Origin of the sequence: Nostoc sp. (assembly GCF_036917775.1) — a bacterium.
Lineage (GTDB): Bacteria > Cyanobacteriota > Cyanobacteriia > Cyanobacteriales > Nostocaceae > Nostoc.
In genome coordinates this window covers 37,557-54,246 of record NZ_JBALEQ010000052.1, presented here as the reverse complement: position 1 = coordinate 54,246, position 16,690 = coordinate 37,557, and the positions used below count along the sequence as shown (strand labels likewise).

Sequence of the window (16,690 nt, the reverse complement as noted above, 5' to 3'; positions counted from 1 at the left end):
AGATTGGGGGAAAGTAACTGCTATGGGTCGTGTAGGCGTTTTATTACTCAATCTCGGTGGCCCTGATAAGCTAGAAGATGTCGGGCCGTTTTTGTATAATCTATTTTCCGATCCAGAAATTATTCGCCTACCGTTTAGCTGGTTGCAAAAGCCCCTAGCCTGGTTTATTGCCTCGCGGCGAACCAGAACATCTCAAGAAAATTATAAGCAAATCGGTGGTGGTTCCCCATTGCGGCGGATTACAGAAGCGCAAGGGGAAGCTTTAAAAGAACAGTTGGGTTATTTAGGGCAAGAAGCCAATATCTACGTGGGAATGCGTTATTGGCATCCCTATACAGAAGAAGCGATCGCACAGATTACCCAAGACAATATAGAACACCTAGTGATATTACCACTATATCCCCAGTTTTCTATCAGTACTAGTGGTTCCAGCTTTAGGCTTTTAGATAAACTTTGGCAAGAAGACCCAAAACTTCAGCCCATTGAATACACCGTTATTCCTTCTTGGTACAAACAACCAGGCTATCTCCAAGCAATGGCGGAACTGATAGCCCAAGAACTTGAGCAGTTTCCTAATCCAGACGAGGTTCATATATTCTTTAGCGCTCACGGCGTTCCGAAAAGCTACGTTGAAGAGGCTGGCGACCCTTACCAGCAAGAAATTGAGGAATGTACTGCTCTGATTATGCAGACTCTCAATCGTCCCAATGCCCATACTTTAGCTTACCAAAGTCGCGTCGGCCCAGTAGAATGGCTCCAACCCTATACTGAAGATGCGCTCAAAGAACTAGGCGGACAAGGCGTAAAAGATTTGGTTGTCGTGCCTATCAGTTTTGTCTCAGAGCATATTGAGACACTGCAAGAAATTGATATTGAGTATCGGGAAGTCGCAGAAGAATCAGGAATTCACAACTTCCGCCGTGTTCCTGCTCCTAATACTCATCCAGTATTTATTAATGCACTTGCAGACTTAGTAATTGATGCGCTGAAAAACCCCAGCTTCAAGCTTTCGCAAGCTGCCCAAATGAAAAAAATGGTGAAAATGTACCCTCAAGAGCGTTGGGAATGGGGTCTAACAACTAGTGCTGAAGTCTGGAATGGTCGAATTGCTATGTTGGGCTTTATCGCCTTAATCATTGAGCTAATTACTGGTCACGGCTTCTTGCACATGATTGGGCTTTTGCAATAAAGGGAATTGGGAATTGGGAATGGAGAAGAGACAAGGTAGACAAGGAAGAGAGGGGAGACAAAGGAGAGACTTGTTCAATAATTCCCCCTTGTCCGCCTTGTCCCCTTGTCTCCCCTGCCCCCTGTCCCTGCCCCCTGCCGCCTGCCCCATTCCCTATCCCCTTGTGTGATACCAGTCATACCACTGCTTCGCGCTACGAAGTGCAAACCAGAGCAGTATTAAAGCAATTAATCCACCTTGCCAGGGAGCATCAAAGGCAAAAAGTACTAGAGCAATGCACAAGGTATCTTGAAGAAAGACTACCCACAAGGGTAAACCACGTAACCGATAGAACCAACCAACTTGAACTAGCTGGAGTACCAAAGCTAAGGAACCTCCAATACAGGCAATCAGCCAGTTTGGTGTTGCTGTGGCATTAGCGACTGCTAACCCCATAATTGCCCCTACAATGGGAGACATGAATAACTGAACTAGTTGTAGTAATCTTTGCCCCCATAGCTTTTTTGAGGCTAATAATTCAACTAAAGACCAAAATGTGAGGCAGCCTAACAATATTGGTGGGGAAATGTGAGATAAAATTGGAACTTCTGACCATAAGTTACTACCCTGCAATAGTCCAATAATTAGCAAAGGTATGCCTATTCTCATTCCTGCTGCGGCAGAGGCAGAAAGTGTGGCTAGGATTTCAATCATTAAGGCACTCGTAGTACTAACAAATACTTACTTGTTTGTTATTTATACTACCCAATTGTAGGAATAATTCCAGCATCAAACATCTAGCCTTCAGCAATGCAATACTAAATATTTTTGATATTTTTATATTCTTTTTTAACGTGGGTTCAATGGTTCATATAGTATCGCGTCTCTTGCCTTTCGGTTAAGGCAAAAGACGCGATAAATCAAAGGACTGCTTATTGTTTATTTTTTGAGTCTAAAAGTTTGTAGAAAGCGCTTAAGCGCTGACTACAAGCCACATTAATTCTAAATTCCTAATCGTTGGTAAACTTCTTCTAAATGCTGGAGATGCTGCTGGGGGTCAAAACAGACTTCTAGTTCTGTTGGGGACAACTTTTGAGTAACGCGAGGATCTTTGCTAATTAAGTCCTGGAAATTTCCTCCTGGCTTGTTCCAAGCGACGTGAGCGCTTTCTTGAACGATCGCATAAGCTTCTTCGCGGCTACTTCCCTTATCTATTAAGGCAAGTAGAACTTTTTGGCTGAACACAACGCCACCATAACAGTTGAGATTGCGTTCCATGTTTTCAGGATAGACCAATAGGTTTTTCACCAAGTCGGTTATTTCTGACAACATAAAATGCGTCAAAGTACAAGCATCTGGCAAAATTACCCGTTCTACAGAACTGTGGGAAATATCCCTCTCATGCCAAAGAGCAACGTTTTCTAAGGCTGCACCAGCATGGCTTCTGACGAGTCGCGCCATTCCCGTTAACCGTTCCGAACGGATGGGGTTACGTTTGTGTGGCATGGCTGAGGAGCCTTTTTGACCTTTGGAAAAGAATTCTTCAACTTCCAAAACGTCTGTTTTTTGCAGATTGCGAATTTCTACAGCAAAACGTTCGATGGATGCCGCAACCAAAGCTAATTGTTGCACGTAATCGGCGTGGCGATCGCGGGAAATAACTTGTGTTGAGGCCGTATCGGGTTTGAGTCCGAGTTTTTGGCAAGCGATCGCTTCTACACGGGGTTCAACATTGGCATAAGTTCCCACCGCACCAGAAATCTTACCCACGGCAATGGTTTGGCGGAGAATCCTCAAGCGTTCTTGGTGTCGCAATACTTCTGCTAACCAGCCAGCTAGCTTGAAACCAAAAGTAATCGGTTCAGCGTGAATACCGTGCGATCGGCCAGCCATCACTGTATGACGATGTTCCCGTGCTTTTTCACGAATTACCTGAATCAAGTCTTCCAAACGTTGCAATAATAGATCCAGGCTGGCAACCAATTGCAGGGCTAAAGCTGTATCCAAAACATCCGAACTGGTTAATCCCAGGTGAATATAGCGTCCGGCTTCCCCAACATATTCATTGACATTTGTCAAAAAAGCGATGACATCATGGCGGACTACAGCCTCAATTTCTAACACCCGCTTGGGGTCAAAATCTGCCTTGGCCTTAATTTCCTCAACCGCCTGAGATGGAATGTAACCTAGTTCAGCTTGAGCCTCACAAACAGCAATCTCGACTTGCAGCCAAGTTTTTAGTTTATAGGTTTCACTCCACAGATTAGCCATTTCGGGCAAAGTATAACGCTCAATCACAGTTCGGCACAGAATACAACCGTCATATTTTACAGTCTAATTAATGTAGATCAATTTTTAATGCTGCTTTTGGCTCAGGAACAGGATTAGTTTTTGAGTCAAAGGTAATGATGCTAATCCTACCGTCAGCCTCCATATATGCAAACTTCACATCGGCTAAAAATTCCACACCTTGCTGACGTAACTTGCTCATCAACTCATCATCTGTAATTAACTCTCGTTGCAAATGACGCTGAATCATCCGACCATTTTTTACTAGTAGTAGCGGTGGCTGATTCATAAAACGTTGGAACTGGGGTATTTTGTAGCCTAACCAGTTCAACAAATAACTCCAAAAAATCACAGTTCCTACCAGGATAGCGCCTTCAGTAATCGATGTATAATTACTGGCCATCGCATTTTGGGCAGCTTCAGCAAATAGCACAACTACGAGTAAATCAGTAATTCCTAGTGTTCCTAATTGTCGGCTAGGAAGGAAACGTAACACCGTGAATAGTGCTAAGTATACTAGTGAACCACGGATAATCAACTCAACTACGCTGATGCTAGGAACAAAGATTGCTTGCCAATCGATAAAAAACCATTTTTCCGTTAGCACTGATTTTCTTCCTTTTTCAATAGACTTCTGGAAAAAATCCAGTAGCAGGTTATTTATCTGGAATCTGATTTGATAAAACTGATTTTTATTAGAGGTTAAATTCTTGAATATTTATCAGAGTTACAAACATATAAGCCCTGGATAGTGAGGTTAAAATCTCGGATTTTTCCTCCTTTGTTTTAATCGTTTGGGCTTCTTAAAAGAATGGAATAAACGATTAATCAAGTTAGAAGATGGCTTTTTATTAGTGGACGATTGACTTGTTTTCGCCTTGCCATTATATTCAGTGTTATCAGATAAAGGGATGGCGTGTTTCGTTGGGGTTATGCCCTTTCCATACCTTCTAGCATAAACTTGGGTAAATTCCGCACCGAAGAAAAGAATCTGCGTGGCATAGTTCACCCAAGCTAAAATCACCACCAGCGAACCAGCAGCACCATAAGTTGAGCCAAAGCTGCCATTACCTAGATATTGTCCTAATAAAAATCTTCCAATAGAAAACAAAACTGAGGTGAGAGAAGCTCCAACTAAAACATCACTCCAAGCAATTTTGACATCTGGTAAAACTTTAAAAATTAGTCCGAATAAGACTGTAGTTATAGCAAAAGAGAGAAGAAAATTGACAATTTGCCAGAGAAAATCAACACCTGGTAACAAGTTACTAAAGTATGTTACTAATGTTGTCAAAGCTGTACTAATTACCAGAGAAACTAATAGTAAAAAGCCAATACCTATCACCATTGCAAAGGACAAAATCCGTAAGCGAATGATGTTAGTTACGCCGCGTCCAGGTTTGGGTTTAACTTCCCAAATCGTGTTCATGGCATCTTGCAACTCGGTAAATAAACCTGTAGCACCCAATAGTAAAACTACAACACTAATAATCGAAGCGATCGCTCCTGTCTTTGGTTGGTTAGCATTCTGAATGGCTGATTCAAGAAATTTTGCGCCTTCTATGCCGACTAAACCTTGAATTTGTCCGACAATTTGACCCCTTGCCGCCTCTTCTCCAAATACTGCCCCTGCGATCGCAATTACAATAATTAACAACGGTGCGATCGAAAAAATCGTGTAATAAGCTAACGCCGCCGCTAACCGTGACGCTTTATCCTCACTCCATTCTTTGAATGTCTCTTGGAATAACTTCAAAATCGCCTGCAAATTCATCCAACCAGTCTCCTTCTAAGAGGATATCGCTTACTTCCTGATATATTTGATACTTTTTTATCTGTGTAATGACATCCTCCCAAGGGAGTTTGTAAAGCGTTCTTGAGGAGGAATTTAGTAGAGTCGATAATTATAACAAAGCAACTGTTATCTAAAAACAATGACACAGACGGCAGCAATTACAGAACCGATTACCACTCTTCAGGATGCAGAAAATCGATTTGGTTTTGTCCGTGTTGAAGACAAGCAATTTTTCCCAGAGTGGTATGAGGGATTGTCTGAAATTACGGAAGCTGAAAAAGCCTCTGTGGATGTCGTGCGGCGTAGGTATCTCTATCATCGTGCCGGAGGTGATTTACTAGAAGGGACAGTCATATTGTTGTTGGTGTCACCAATACTTGCACTCTCTGGATTTTACGATCCTCCTTTCAGAATTAAGGCTGAATCATCTGTGGAATTAGTGCTGGATGATGGCGAGGAGATACTGCGCGGACGAATTGACGTTTTAGTGTTACAAGATCAGTTTTGGGTGATGGTGTTAGAGTCGAAAAAAACTACGCTGTCAGTTTGGGCGGCTGTACCGCAAGCCTTAGCTTATATGATGGCTAACCCCAACCCCAGTAAACCTGTATTTGGGATGGTGACGAATGGAGACGATATTTTATTTGTCAAAGTGACGCAAACAGATACACCAAAGTACGATTTGTCAAGAGTCTTCGCTCCGCTTACATCCGCGAGAGAACTGTACGCTGTTTTGCAAATTCTCAAGTGTATTGGTCAGTTAATTTCTCCTGCGTCTTAAGCTGCTGGTAGCACGAACTATCTGCGTTAACCTTTAACAGAGTTAAGCTATCATACAAAACAACTACTGCATTCTGTCGATTGTGCGATATTGAATTGCTTCCGCCAGATGATTAGTTTTTAGCTCATCGTCTCCCGCTAAATCTGCAATAGTTCGTGCTACTTTGAGAATGCGATCGCTAGCTCTTGCCGATAAACCTAATTTTCTAATGGCTACTTCTAATAAATTACGGCTAGCGTCATCTAGCTTGCACCATTTCTGAAGATGACGACTTTGCATCTGAGCATTGCAACGCAGATTTGCTTCTTCTTGAAAGCGGGTAATGGCGCGATCGCTTGCTTGTTGCACTCGTTGTAGCACTGATGTTGATGTTTCTCCCGTAGGTTGTTGGGTAATTTCTTCTGGTTTCAAGCGATTTACCGCAACTTGTAAATCAATCCGATCCATCAACGGGCCAGAAAGTTTTGCCCAATATTGCTCGCGTTGGCGGGGAGAACAAGTACATTGTTGGATGGTATCGCCATAGTAACCGCAAGGACAGGGATTGGTACTCGCTACCAAAGTAAACTGTGCGGGAAACGTTACTGATAGTTTGGTTCGGGAAATCGTGACGTAGCCATCTTCTAAAGGTTGGCGGAGAAATTCCAGCACATCACGTTTAAATTCGGTTAATTCATCCAAAAATAAGATCCCATTGTGGGATAAAGAAATTTCGCCAGGACGAGGGAAACTACCGCCACCAACCAGAGAAGGCCCAGATGCTGAATGGTGGGGACTGCGAAAAGGGCGATCGCGTACCAACGAACCGCGATTTTTCAATAAACCAGCCACCGAATGAATGCGAGTCACTTCCAAAGATTCAGCAAAACTCAGAGGCGGTAAAATTCCTGGTAAGCGCCGTGCTAACATGGTTTTCCCACTACCAGGTGGCCCGACGAAGATTAAATTGTGTCCACCAGCAGCAGCAATTTCTAAAGCTCGACGCGCATGAGCTTGTCCTTTCACATCATGCAAATCTGCGCTAGGGTAAGATACTGTTGTTCTGTCTACTGTACTATCGATCTGCACAGGTTTGTAACGCCCTGGATTATTTAAAAGAGCTACCACATCAGACAGATGGTTGCAGCCGTAAACAGCCAAGCCTTGAACCACTGCGGCTTCTTGGGCATTATCAGCAGGGATAACTAAACCTGCAATTCCCATTTTTTGGGCTGCTGCTGCGATGGGTAAAACACCAGCCACCGGACGCAAGCTGCCATCTAGAGACACTTCACCTAAGAATAGATAATCTCCCAACAAATCAGCGCTAACTTGCTCAGAAGCCGCCAAAATTCCTATGCTAATAGGCAAATCGAAACAGGGGCCTTCTTTGCGTAAATCTGCCGGAGTTAAATTGATCACAATTTTCCGCATCGGAAAGGCGAAACCTGCATTTTTCAACGTTGCTTTGACTCTTTCTCTCGATTCTTGAATCGCTGAATCTGGCAGTCCCAAGACAACAATTCCCGGTAATCCCCCTGACACATCGACTTCTACGCCTACTTTAACGGCATCGATGCCCACAATTGATGCACTCCAGACTCTGGCAAGCATTTCTTATATAACAGTAAACCTTTCAAATCTCTAGCAGATGCGTGGGTCGATTGGCATTAGTAAAACTACATAGACTATTCTACCGATCCAGTATAGTTATACCATTTCTTTTTCGACTGCACTATTTTAGCTGTGCTACGCCACTACGGTAATTTTATTTTTACACTTTATAAATAACCTTTAATACCCTAGTTACTAAGTGTAAAAACCATAACTAATTATCTGAGCTTACTATCATGAATTAACAATTATGAATTAGATAGAAGCAATTGCTTTTTTATCCAGAGTGCTATGTATGTATAAATCATTGCTAGCAGAATTAAAACTGCAATCATAATCTCTTACTATTTGTATAAAAATATAATCAATTGATGTGATAAAAGCATATTATCCATATTCTATCTTGTGCTTTTTTACCATAGATTTTATTTTCATTTTTCCAATCATGTGTGTTTCATATCTATTGACATGGGATACCTTAGTGATTACTATGTCAATCAATCCGGATTTGATTAACTTCTTGAGAAAATCTCTGTAAATAAATCCAACACTATCCTTACAGCACTACATGAAACTACGCTGGTTATTACTCAGCCTTACAAGTATTTTTTTATTTTCGTCTCCAGTAAAAGCGAATCCCAACAGTAATCAAGTTGGCAACGTAAATGACTGGAGTGCAAATCAATCTAATTTACAATTACCAAAACTTAAGTTTATTCCTCCGGTTCCTCTAGGCGATCCTGCCAACCCAATAAATAGCTCCAAATTTACTGGTGTAGTTCCTCTAGGACGCGAGATATCAGAGCTAAAAACTCCTATTAAAGCATTAATGGATCGCTATAGATTCCTCACTCCCGGAATCTTTTTTATGGACTTAAAAACAGGTGATTATTTTAATTTTAATGGTGGTAAAGCATTTTCTGCTGCTAGCACAATTAAGTATCCAATTTTGATTGCATTGTTTCAAGAAGTAGATGCAGGGAGAATCAAACTTGGTGAAACTTTGGTGATGCGACGGAAACATATCACTGGCGGTTCTGGAAATTTGCAGTATCAACGAGTGGGAACTAAGCTGAGTCTTTTGCAAACTGCAACCAAGATGATGACTATTAGCGATAACACTGCTACAAATATGATTATCGATCGTTTAGGTGGTGTATCTAAATTAAATCAAAAGTTTCGCCGTTGGGGATTGCAAAGTACTGTAATTCACAATATGTTAGGAGACTTTAAAGGAACAAATAAAACTAGTGCAAAAGACTTGGTAAGACTGTCAGCTTTGGTTACAAATAATCAGTTAATTTCTGATAGAAGTCAATCCCAAGTTTTAGGTATTATGATTCGTTGTCATAATAGAGCATTGCTCCCATCTGGCTTAGGTTCTGGTGCAAATATTGCTCATAAAACAGGTACTCTGCGATTTGTATTGGGTGATGCAGGTATTATTGAAACACCATCAGGTAAGCGTTATTTAGCAGGAATTTTTGTGCGTAGACCAAATAATGACATTAGAGCTAGAGATTTTATTCGTCAAGTTTCGCGGGTGATGTATGGCTACTTCGAGCAGCCAAAAGTCAGTAATCTACCTTAATTATTTCTTCTGAATTCTAAATTTTTGCTTTAGTTTCAGGCTTAGACGGAAGAGATATCCCAACCTCCTTAAGGGGTTTTTTAGCTAACTGTAATTCTGAAAGCTGGCAATCTTCAAAAATACGATAGCGAATAGCCAGTCTTAGACATCACTTTTCTAACTGCCAAGCTATTATGTAGTCGGATATCGTGCAGCATAGAGCTTGAGTTTTTATATGAAAGTAGCAGTCTTCAGTACAAAAGTCTACGATCGCCAGTTTTTGTCAGATGTAAATTCTCCCACACAACACGAATTAGTGTTTTTTGAACCCCGTTTAAATCGGGATACAGCTATCCTCGCCGCCGGATTTCCGGCGGTTTGCGTATTTGTACACGATCAGGTTGATGCCCTAACTTTAGAGCTTCTCGCCTCACGGGGTACTAAGCTGATTGTCCTTCGCTGTGCTGGGTTTAACAATGTAGACTTACAAGCCGCAGCAGATTTAGGAATTACTGTTGTGCGTGTTCCCGCTTATTCACCTTATGGAGTAGCAGAACATGCTGTAGGATTGATTTTAAGCCTGAATCGCAAAATTCATCGTGCTTATAACCGTGTCCGAGAAAGCAATTTTTCCCTAGATGGACTGTTGGGATTTAACTTGCATAAGCGTACAGTGGGGATTATTGGCACAGGTAAAATCGGTCTGATTTTAGGACAGATTATGAAGGGGTTTGGTTGTAACCTACTCGCCTATGATGTTTATCGCAATCCAGAATTGGAGGCGCTAGGTGGAAAGTATGTAGAACTACCTGAGCTATTTGCCAACTCTGACATTATTTCCTTACATTGCCCTCTGACTCCCGAAACGCATCACTTGATTAACGCTGAGGCTATAAAACAGATTAAGCCAGGCGTAATGCTAATTAATACTAGCCGGGGAGCGCTGATTGATACCCAAGCAGTGATTGAGGGATTGAAGTCTGGTAAGATTGGCTATCTCGGTGTGGATGTCTACGAACAAGAATCGGAATTGTTTTTTGAGGATTTATCTGGGGAAATTATTCAAGATGATATTTTCCAACGTCTGGCAATGTTCCCCAATGTACTAATTACCGGACATCAAGCCTTTTTTACAGCAGAGGCTCTCCATAATATTGCAGAAACAACTTTTGCTAATATTGCTGATGTTGAAAATGGTCGTCCTTGCGCTAATGAAATTCGCGCTCAACCGTCAGCTTAGGTAATGATTGGCGATCGCTAATTTGTATATTCATTCTGAACGATAGGCAACGCGGAGACTTTGGACTAAAATCACTAGTCAATCCTCATCATCAGCCAAATTCTCCATTTCCTCAGCAATTAGCGTTTGAAAATCTTCGTCACAATGAGTATGCAGATGAACGGCAGCAGCTAAGAGTTCTGCGAGAATTTCGGCTTGTTGGTTAGCAGTTAAATTAGTTAACTGTAATTGGTTAACTAATGCTTGTACTTTCAGGCACTCTGTACTTAATTCAGCAATCAAGGTACTAAGGGTTGAATTCGTGACTGCAAGAGGGCGATCGCTAATCTGCATATTTATTGTCCCAATCTTTTACGCGCTTGTTGCATTGCCTTGTCAAAAGCACGAATCTCTTTTTCCCAATGCTTAATTAAACCTTCATCAGGAAAACTCTTCTCTGATTCCAGTCTAATCTTTTCTTGATGTTCAGTAATTCTTTGAGTTAAAGATTTAATTGCCTTTTGATGATGCTTCTATACTCATTACTCCGAACGATAGGCAACGCGGAGACTTTGGACTAAAATCACCAGAGATGCGATCGCCATCAACCCGCCCCAAAACCAGTAAGGTAAAAGCAAATATTGCTGCATTTGGGCTGTATCAGAGAGTCCAAGGGGGCCAGCAGAACTACTAAATAGATAATCAAGTTGATGGTACGTACTCACACAAGCTTGTACACCCAGAAATTGAATGGCAAACCCTTGCGCCCACCGAGGAGCTTTCAGAGCGATACCCAAAATTATTAAACCCAACAAGGGAATTGCCACCAATCCAAACCAGGAACGTATCCAAATTAATGTGGAAAATAGCAAAAAACTCCCTAATATTTTCAAACTTAGGGAAGCTGCTTTAAAACTGCGGGAAGCCAGAATCAAAGCTGCACCGGCAAGAGGTGGCCCCATTGGGCCTGCGGCTGCGACCATTGCCGGGCCAATTGGCCCCAATGACGACCGGATGCCATAAGTTGCAACACCGGAACCATTGCTAAAAATCTGTAATTTTTGAAACTGTCCCCCTAATAGGAGTGCCATTAAGCCGTGACCCATTTCATGAAACCAGGTTGCCAGAATTGTAAATGGGTATAAGATATAATCACCTCCTGGTACTTGCCACAGTAAAGCAGTTGCGATCGCTGCTGCAATTAGCCAGGTTAGCCCCATACGCTCAACAACTGACGGGGCTTCTTGGGTGAGCAAGGGTTCAAAATTTTTACTTGGTTCCCTCATAGGTCACTCTATTTTGGATTTTAGATTTTCTGGAAAATTCAAAATTTTAAATTGGCAGTGTATTTTATCCATCCTAGTGTAATTATTGAGGTAGTGGAGTTGCTGGGCAATGCAACAATTCGCACATCGAAGCGACGGCTATAAACTATGGCGCTATCAAAAACAACATAGTTATCCGTCGCTTGTCTGATGCGGTGCATTTGTTTCTCCTCCAAAAAGGATGCCGGAGGATGGGCAGAATATGCTTAGACTGATGTCACAATTGCTGGAAAATCAGTTAAGCATATTGAAACAGGAATGTCATTAAGTCTCCTTTACCCAAACTGATGCGATCGCCTGGTCGCAATCGATGACGATTCCCTGGTAAAAGGGGCAAGTTATTAATGTAAGTGCCATTAGAACTTCCCACATCTTCTACATAGTGAGCATCTCCTTCAACACGAATATCTGCATGAATCCGCGAGACAACTTCTGAATTTGGGAATCCTGAAACGTCTATATCTGGAGGAATCCGGTCATTGGGCTTGCCGATATGAATCACAGAGAGATTTTGCGGCAATTCAATTAGCCGATCGGTTTGAACGTGGATTAACCGCGCTATAACCTGCTGCAATTGCGTTCTGGCTACAGTTGCAGTTGGTGCTGGTGCTGCTGGCGGCGGTAGTTCCGCTTCAGAGGGTGGCGCTGGTTCCAACGGTGGTGGAGTAGGAATACTTTGTCCAGAAACTACGGGTACTGCGACGCTTGGCTCTGCTTCTGGGGGGCTGTTTTCTATAACAGCTTCCTCTGGGGGAGCTACTGGGGGAGCTGCCACCTCTGTTGCTGGTAAAGATGAAGTAGGAGGATGAGAGTTAGTAGAACCGCTCATTCCCAAAGCATCTGGTTGTAAAAGTTCTAACAGTGGATCGGGTGGAACTAACGGTGGTACTTCCACAGGAACATCGGGAGTAACTGTTGTAGCTACCGCACTATGAACGTGTGGAACTCCTGCGGAGTGAAGGTTATAGCCACATTGGCCACAGAATGCAGCATCTGCCTGCACACTTGCTCCACAACTAGGACAGTTAGTAGTTGCGGGCAACGGTGTATAGCAAGCTTCGCATTGGACAGCACCATCAGGGTTGGGATGATTGCAATTAGGGCAGACGATCATCGATATTTAGCCTTTGTTCAAGATCATCATAAATATAGGTAGGACTGGCAAGCAGAGGGCGGCCCTAGCTTTAGATTCTAGCAATTACTGCTGATTTGATACGGAAAAGGGAGGAGTGGACACAGGGAAGGAGGCAGGGGGAGCAGGGGGACAAGAGGACAAAAGGACAAGGTGACAAAAGTTTAAAACTTACAACAAGTCTTTCCCTTTGTCCCCAATTCTCTTTGTCCCCAAGTCCTCTTCCCAATTCCCCATTCCCCATTCCCCAACTTTAATGTTGAAGTTCCGAACCTGCTGCTGCATCCAGCAGCCACCAAAGTTCACCTTGGGGCCGAATTAAGCGGGATGGGTAAGCGAAGTCATCGGCGACAGGTGCAAAGACTTGCGCCAAAGCTGGGCGTTTATTAGCACCAGCAACCAGAAAAATCACACTGAGAGCAGAGTTGATGAAGGGGTATGTGAAACTTATTCTGGGGTTTCCGTCTTTGTTACCCACAGTCACCAGGCGATCGCGTACTTTGAGAGCCTCTGTGTGGGGAAACAAAGATGCAGTATGTGCATCATCACCCATTCCTAGTAATACTACATCCAATGCGGGAAACTCTACCCCAGAAGAATTGAAAAATTCTTTGAGATGTTGTTCATACTTAGCAGCCGCGAGTTCTGGATTGGCTTCTAAAGTTGGGACGGGGTGAATGTTAGCTGCTGGGATGTCAACACGATCTAGCCATGCACGACGCGTCATCAGTTCATTGCTATCGGGGTGATCTGATGGTACGTAACGCTCATCCCCCCAGAATACATGAATTTTGTCCCAAGGCAGTTTTTGAGTAGCAATCGCTTCGTATAACGGTTTAGGTGTACTGCCGCCAGATAAGGCGATGGTAAACCGCCCTCGCTGCTCAATAGCAGTTTCTAACTTAGACAGAATTAATTCTAGCGCTCGTGCAACCAGCGCCGGCTGATCCGGTAGAACTTCAACGGTTTTGCTCATGGCTTCATCATCATATTGCTGGCTTCCAGCAATACCATACCGAACTTATTACAATCCTCCTTTTTAACTTTTGAAACATTTAACATCATGGATTAAGTAGGCTTGAAAAACGTTGACCACCTTATCACCTTCAACGGTAAGTTGTCAGTAGTCAGTCGTACTAACTACTAACTCTTTTCATAATTTTATTTACACCCAGTTACTTGATACTTTGTTCATTAACACCACAGAGGATACATTTATTAATTCTTATTAAAAATTAATAAAACTAATTAATCACAAATAAGGTTTCCCAATCAGCGATCGCTTCGCGTTGAAGGATTAACAATTCCTGAATTCCTTTTTGGGCAACATCTAGCAGTTGATCCAACTGAGTGCGGCTAAAGCTGCCTTCTTCGGCTGTTCCTTGGACTTCAATGATTCCCAGATGTTGATTCATCACCACGTTAAAATCTACTGTTGCAGCCACATCTTCGATATAGTCTAGATCCAAAAACGGCTCTCCCTCTAGTAATCCTACGGAAACTGCTGCAACCTGTCCACACAGAGGCGATCGCTCCAACACGCCCTCTTGCAATAATTTAGAAATCGCATGAGCCAATGCCACAAACGAGCCTGTAATGGCTGTTGTCCGAGTTCCGGCATCTGCTTGTAACACATCAGCATCCACAGTTAGCGTGCGTTCTCCCAGTGCCTCAAAATCCACTGCTGCACGTAAGCTGCGCCCAATGAGACGTTGAATTTCTTGCGTCCGTCCAGATAATTTCAATAATTCCCTTTCTTGGCGTTTTTGGGTAGCAGATGGTAACATTCGGTACTCAGCAGTTAACCAGCCTTTACCAGTTCCTTCGAGAAACTTTGGAACTCCCTTATTAACGCTAACGGTACAAAGTACTTGCGTATCACCGCATCTTGCAAGAACAGAACCGGGGGCAAAGCGGGTGAAACTGGGGTGAAAGCTAATCGGACGTAGTTCGTAGGGAATCCGACCATCAGGACGCTGCCAAGCCATTAGAATTGCCTCAAGTTTTACAATACTGCCTTAAGATTACCTTAGTGTTGTAAATCATCTTTTTAGACATTGGGCATTGCCAAGAATTTTTCCTAACTCCTAACTCTCCCACTCAGCACTAAGGTGATTTCCGACAAAGAAAATACCTGTGTTGGCGAGTTTCGACTTCGCTCAACTCTCGATCTATCAGTTGGTTGAGCGTTCGCGTAGCGTCTCGAAGAGAAGTCGAAACCAACGGCATCGGTATATTTATTCTTGTAAATCACCTAAGTACTCAGCACTCATCAAGGAACTGAAAGCAGAGTCAAAATATTTTGCTGCACCATTTCTGGTGATTGGTCGCCGTTAATGGTCAATAGGCAGCGACGACGGTCGTAATATTCTAGGATTGGAATGGTGCGATCGTAGAATAATTCTACACGGCGCTGCACGATTTCTGGTTGGTCATCTGGTAGCGATCGCCCCAAAGAACGACTAACCATCACTGCTTCTGAAACTTGGAGATAAATTGCCCAATCTAGCTTTTGCCCTAAATCATCCAATAAAAAATCTAATTCCTCAGCTTGGAAGGCAGTACGAGGATAACCCTCTAAGACCCAATTGCAGTTAATATCTGGTTGTCTGAGGCGAAGTCTGATCAAATCAACGATCATTTCGTCTGGAACTAACTCCCCTTTTTGTATGTAGGGCAGTGCGTGATAACCTAGTTCACTTAGACTAGCGTAAACCGAAAGAGAAGTCCGGGGATCGGCTTCCGACCATCGAAATTCCGGCAGGGGCTGATTGCCAGATATTGCTTCCCGTAAAATCTCACCTGTAGAAATCAGAGGAATATCAAAGTATCTGCCAAGCCTTTGTGCTTGAGTGCTTTTCCCCGATCCTGAACCTCCCAGAATCACCAATCTCACAACAATTCACTCCTCATGCTGTCAAATTCACTACTTGCTAAGTCTGTTTTGCCCAAACAACCGACAAATCTAACATTTAGGGATTTTCAGAGGTTATAACCAGCCTTTTTAAATAATTTGAACTGTAAATATTATGTTTTAAATTTTACAAATACTTACAGGGGAAAGACGTAAATTTCAATCCAAACAACTCTTGACTTACACACAAACGTAGTGTTGACTAAGAATGCAATTTGCTAAATCCACCACATCTGTGAAAAACAGATTGATTATACAGGCAGATTTGTACTAATTACTGACAGCAAAGAAACTTAATTATTGTATCTTTTTGAACTTAACCCTATGGTTGCCCAGCTAGAAACTCAAAGCATCAATTCAACCCTTACCTTGCCATATCCAGTTGAAGGACTAGTGCAAGTTTTCACTAGCTCACATCGTAATTTTTTTACGAGCGTTATAGCTCAATCATTGAGAATAGCTGGACAAGGAATGTCAGTATTAATTGTGCAGTTCCTCAAAGGAGGTATTCGTCAAGGACATGATCGACCCATACAATTAGGACAAAATTTAGATTGGATTCGCTGTGATTTGCCTCGTTGTATCGATACACCACATTTAGATGATACGGAAAATCAAGCCTTACAAAAACTGTGGCAATATACACAACAAGTAGTGTGTGAGAGCAAGTATTCTCTCGTGGTCTTAGATGAGTTAAGTTTGGCGATTAACTTTGGTTTAATTCCTGAAACTGAAGTTTTAGCGTTTCTGGCAAAACGCCCTCCCCACGTGGATATTATTCTCACAGGGCCAGAAATGCCCAAATCTCTCTTAGATGTAGCAGATCAAATTACAGAGATCCGTCGGAGTTATCGACCCTAAACAAAGTACTCAGTTCGTGCTAATATATCGAGTCTGTTTGAAT

17 protein-coding genes are annotated in these 16,690 nt (G+C 42.6%); 5 read left to right on the top strand and 12 right to left on the bottom strand.

Annotation, left to right across the window (positions count from 1 at the left end):
- The first annotated feature begins 22 nt into the window (after positions 1 to 22).
- A complete protein-coding gene (hemH, locus tag V7K69_RS08200) occupies positions 23 to 1,189 on the top strand; it encodes a ferrochelatase (protein ID WP_335033111.1) in 1,167 nt (388 codons plus the stop codon).
- Between the two features lie 153 nt (positions 1,190 to 1,342).
- On the opposite strand, the gene V7K69_RS08195 is transcribed toward hemH, so the two are convergent.
- From V7K69_RS08195 to V7K69_RS08180, 4 genes are all read right to left on the bottom strand, one after another.
- Positions 1,343 to 1,882 carry a DUF4126 domain-containing protein gene (locus V7K69_RS08195; RefSeq protein ID WP_335033109.1) on the bottom strand — a complete coding sequence of 180 codons (540 nt, stop codon included), beginning with the start codon at positions 1,880 to 1,882 and terminating at the stop codon, positions 1,343 to 1,345.
- A 288-nt stretch (positions 1,883 to 2,170) separates the two neighbouring features.
- The gene (gene purB, locus V7K69_RS08190; protein ID WP_335033107.1) at positions 2,171 to 3,466 is read right to left on the bottom strand and encodes an adenylosuccinate lyase; all 1,296 of its coding nucleotides are present in this window, start codon (positions 3,464 to 3,466) and stop codon (positions 2,171 to 2,173) included.
- Positions 3,467 to 3,506: 40 nt separating this feature from the next.
- Complete coding sequence (locus V7K69_RS08185) at positions 3,507 to 4,064, bottom strand: DUF421 domain-containing protein (RefSeq protein WP_335033105.1); 558 nt, start codon at positions 4,062 to 4,064, stop codon at positions 3,507 to 3,509.
- Between the two features lie 150 nt (positions 4,065 to 4,214).
- A complete protein-coding gene (locus V7K69_RS08180) occupies positions 4,215 to 5,231 on the bottom strand; it encodes a YihY/virulence factor BrkB family protein (protein ID WP_335033103.1) in 1,017 nt (338 codons plus the stop codon).
- 160 nt (positions 5,232 to 5,391) lie between these two features.
- Here V7K69_RS08180 and V7K69_RS08175 point away from each other — a divergent pair, with 160 nt between their 5' ends.
- Entirely contained in the window at positions 5,392 to 6,033 is a 642-nt protein-coding gene (locus V7K69_RS08175; protein WP_335033100.1) for a type I restriction endonuclease, read from the top strand.
- 63 nt (positions 6,034 to 6,096) lie between these two features.
- On the opposite strand, the gene V7K69_RS08170 is transcribed toward V7K69_RS08175, so the two are convergent.
- Positions 6,097 to 7,626 (bottom strand): YifB family Mg chelatase-like AAA ATPase, encoded by a 1,530-nt coding sequence (locus tag V7K69_RS08170; protein ID WP_335033098.1) that lies wholly within the window; start codon positions 7,624 to 7,626, stop codon positions 6,097 to 6,099.
- 568 nt (positions 7,627 to 8,194) lie between these two features.
- Between V7K69_RS08170 and V7K69_RS08165 the strand changes: the two genes are divergently transcribed.
- Complete coding sequence (locus V7K69_RS08165; RefSeq protein ID WP_335033096.1) at positions 8,195 to 9,217, top strand: serine hydrolase; 1,023 nt, start codon at positions 8,195 to 8,197, stop codon at positions 9,215 to 9,217.
- A 214-nt stretch (positions 9,218 to 9,431) separates the two neighbouring features.
- Positions 9,432 to 10,436, top strand: a complete 1,005-nt coding sequence (locus V7K69_RS08160; RefSeq protein WP_335033094.1) for a 2-hydroxyacid dehydrogenase — start codon at positions 9,432 to 9,434, stop codon at positions 10,434 to 10,436.
- A 78-nt stretch (positions 10,437 to 10,514) separates the two neighbouring features.
- Here V7K69_RS08160 and V7K69_RS08155 read toward each other — a convergent pair whose 3' ends face one another.
- The 7 genes from V7K69_RS08155 to V7K69_RS08125 all read right to left on the bottom strand — a co-directional run bounded on the left by V7K69_RS08155 (position 10,515) and on the right by V7K69_RS08125 (position 15,768).
- The gene (locus tag V7K69_RS08155; protein ID WP_335033092.1) at positions 10,515 to 10,769 is read right to left on the bottom strand and encodes a hypothetical protein; all 255 of its coding nucleotides are present in this window, start codon (positions 10,767 to 10,769) and stop codon (positions 10,515 to 10,517) included.
- A 188-nt stretch (positions 10,770 to 10,957) separates the two neighbouring features.
- Complete coding sequence (locus V7K69_RS08150; RefSeq protein ID WP_335033090.1) at positions 10,958 to 11,701, bottom strand: M50 family metallopeptidase; 744 nt, start codon at positions 11,699 to 11,701, stop codon at positions 10,958 to 10,960.
- 38 nt (positions 11,702 to 11,739) lie between these two features.
- Positions 11,740 to 11,901 (bottom strand): hypothetical protein, encoded by a 162-nt coding sequence (locus V7K69_RS08145; protein ID WP_335033088.1) that lies wholly within the window; start codon positions 11,899 to 11,901, stop codon positions 11,740 to 11,742.
- Between the two features lie 77 nt (positions 11,902 to 11,978).
- Entirely contained in the window at positions 11,979 to 12,854 is an 876-nt protein-coding gene (locus tag V7K69_RS08140) for an FHA domain-containing protein (RefSeq protein ID WP_335033086.1), read from the bottom strand.
- A gap of 271 nt (positions 12,855 to 13,125) precedes the next feature.
- Positions 13,126 to 13,848, bottom strand: coding sequence for a 6-phosphogluconolactonase (gene pgl, locus V7K69_RS08135; protein WP_335033084.1), 723 nt, complete (start codon positions 13,846 to 13,848; stop codon positions 13,126 to 13,128).
- Between the two features lie 268 nt (positions 13,849 to 14,116).
- Positions 14,117 to 14,860 (bottom strand): ribonuclease PH, encoded by a 744-nt coding sequence (rph, locus tag V7K69_RS08130; protein ID WP_335033082.1) that lies wholly within the window; start codon positions 14,858 to 14,860, stop codon positions 14,117 to 14,119.
- Positions 14,861 to 15,144: 284 nt separating this feature from the next.
- The gene (locus V7K69_RS08125) at positions 15,145 to 15,768 is read right to left on the bottom strand and encodes an adenylate kinase family protein (protein ID WP_335033080.1); all 624 of its coding nucleotides are present in this window, start codon (positions 15,766 to 15,768) and stop codon (positions 15,145 to 15,147) included.
- Positions 15,769 to 16,110: 342 nt separating this feature from the next.
- Here V7K69_RS08125 and V7K69_RS08120 point away from each other — a divergent pair, with 342 nt between their 5' ends.
- Positions 16,111 to 16,647: a P-loop NTPase family protein gene (locus V7K69_RS08120; RefSeq protein ID WP_335033078.1), complete on the top strand. Its 537-nt coding sequence runs from the start codon at positions 16,111 to 16,113 to the stop codon at positions 16,645 to 16,647.
- Positions 16,648 to 16,690 lie beyond the last annotated feature (43 nt).

Bases quoted from the DNA above. Each gene is read 5' to 3' on its own strand.
- V7K69_RS08150 (WP_335033090.1), bottom strand. From the start codon at position 11,701: ATGAGGGAACCAAGTAAAAATTTTGAACCCTTGCTCACCCAAGAAGCC.
- V7K69_RS08155 (WP_335033092.1), bottom strand. From the start codon at position 10,769: ATGCAGATTAGCGATCGCCCTCTTGCAGTCACGAATTCAACCCTTAGT.
- V7K69_RS08120 (WP_335033078.1), top strand. From the start codon at position 16,111: ATGGTTGCCCAGCTAGAAACTCAAAGCATCAATTCAACCCTTACCTTG.
- rph (WP_335033082.1), bottom strand. From the start codon at position 14,860: ATGGCTTGGCAGCGTCCTGATGGTCGGATTCCCTACGAACTACGTCCG.
- V7K69_RS08195 (WP_335033109.1), bottom strand. From the start codon at position 1,882: ATGATTGAAATCCTAGCCACACTTTCTGCCTCTGCCGCAGCAGGAATG.
- V7K69_RS08165 (WP_335033096.1), top strand. From the start codon at position 8,195: ATGAAACTACGCTGGTTATTACTCAGCCTTACAAGTATTTTTTTATTT.
- V7K69_RS08180 (WP_335033103.1), bottom strand. From the start codon at position 5,231: ATGAATTTGCAGGCGATTTTGAAGTTATTCCAAGAGACATTCAAAGAA.
- V7K69_RS08175 (WP_335033100.1), top strand. From the start codon at position 5,392: ATGACACAGACGGCAGCAATTACAGAACCGATTACCACTCTTCAGGAT.
- pgl (WP_335033084.1), bottom strand. From the start codon at position 13,848: ATGAGCAAAACCGTTGAAGTTCTACCGGATCAGCCGGCGCTGGTTGCA.
- hemH (WP_335033111.1), top strand. From the start codon at position 23: ATGGGTCGTGTAGGCGTTTTATTACTCAATCTCGGTGGCCCTGATAAG.
- V7K69_RS08145 (WP_335033088.1), bottom strand. From the start codon at position 11,901: ATGCACCGCATCAGACAAGCGACGGATAACTATGTTGTTTTTGATAGC.
- V7K69_RS08160 (WP_335033094.1), top strand. From the start codon at position 9,432: ATGAAAGTAGCAGTCTTCAGTACAAAAGTCTACGATCGCCAGTTTTTG.
- V7K69_RS08140 (WP_335033086.1), bottom strand. From the start codon at position 12,854: ATGATCGTCTGCCCTAATTGCAATCATCCCAACCCTGATGGTGCTGTC.
- V7K69_RS08170 (WP_335033098.1), bottom strand. From the start codon at position 7,626: ATGCTTGCCAGAGTCTGGAGTGCATCAATTGTGGGCATCGATGCCGTT.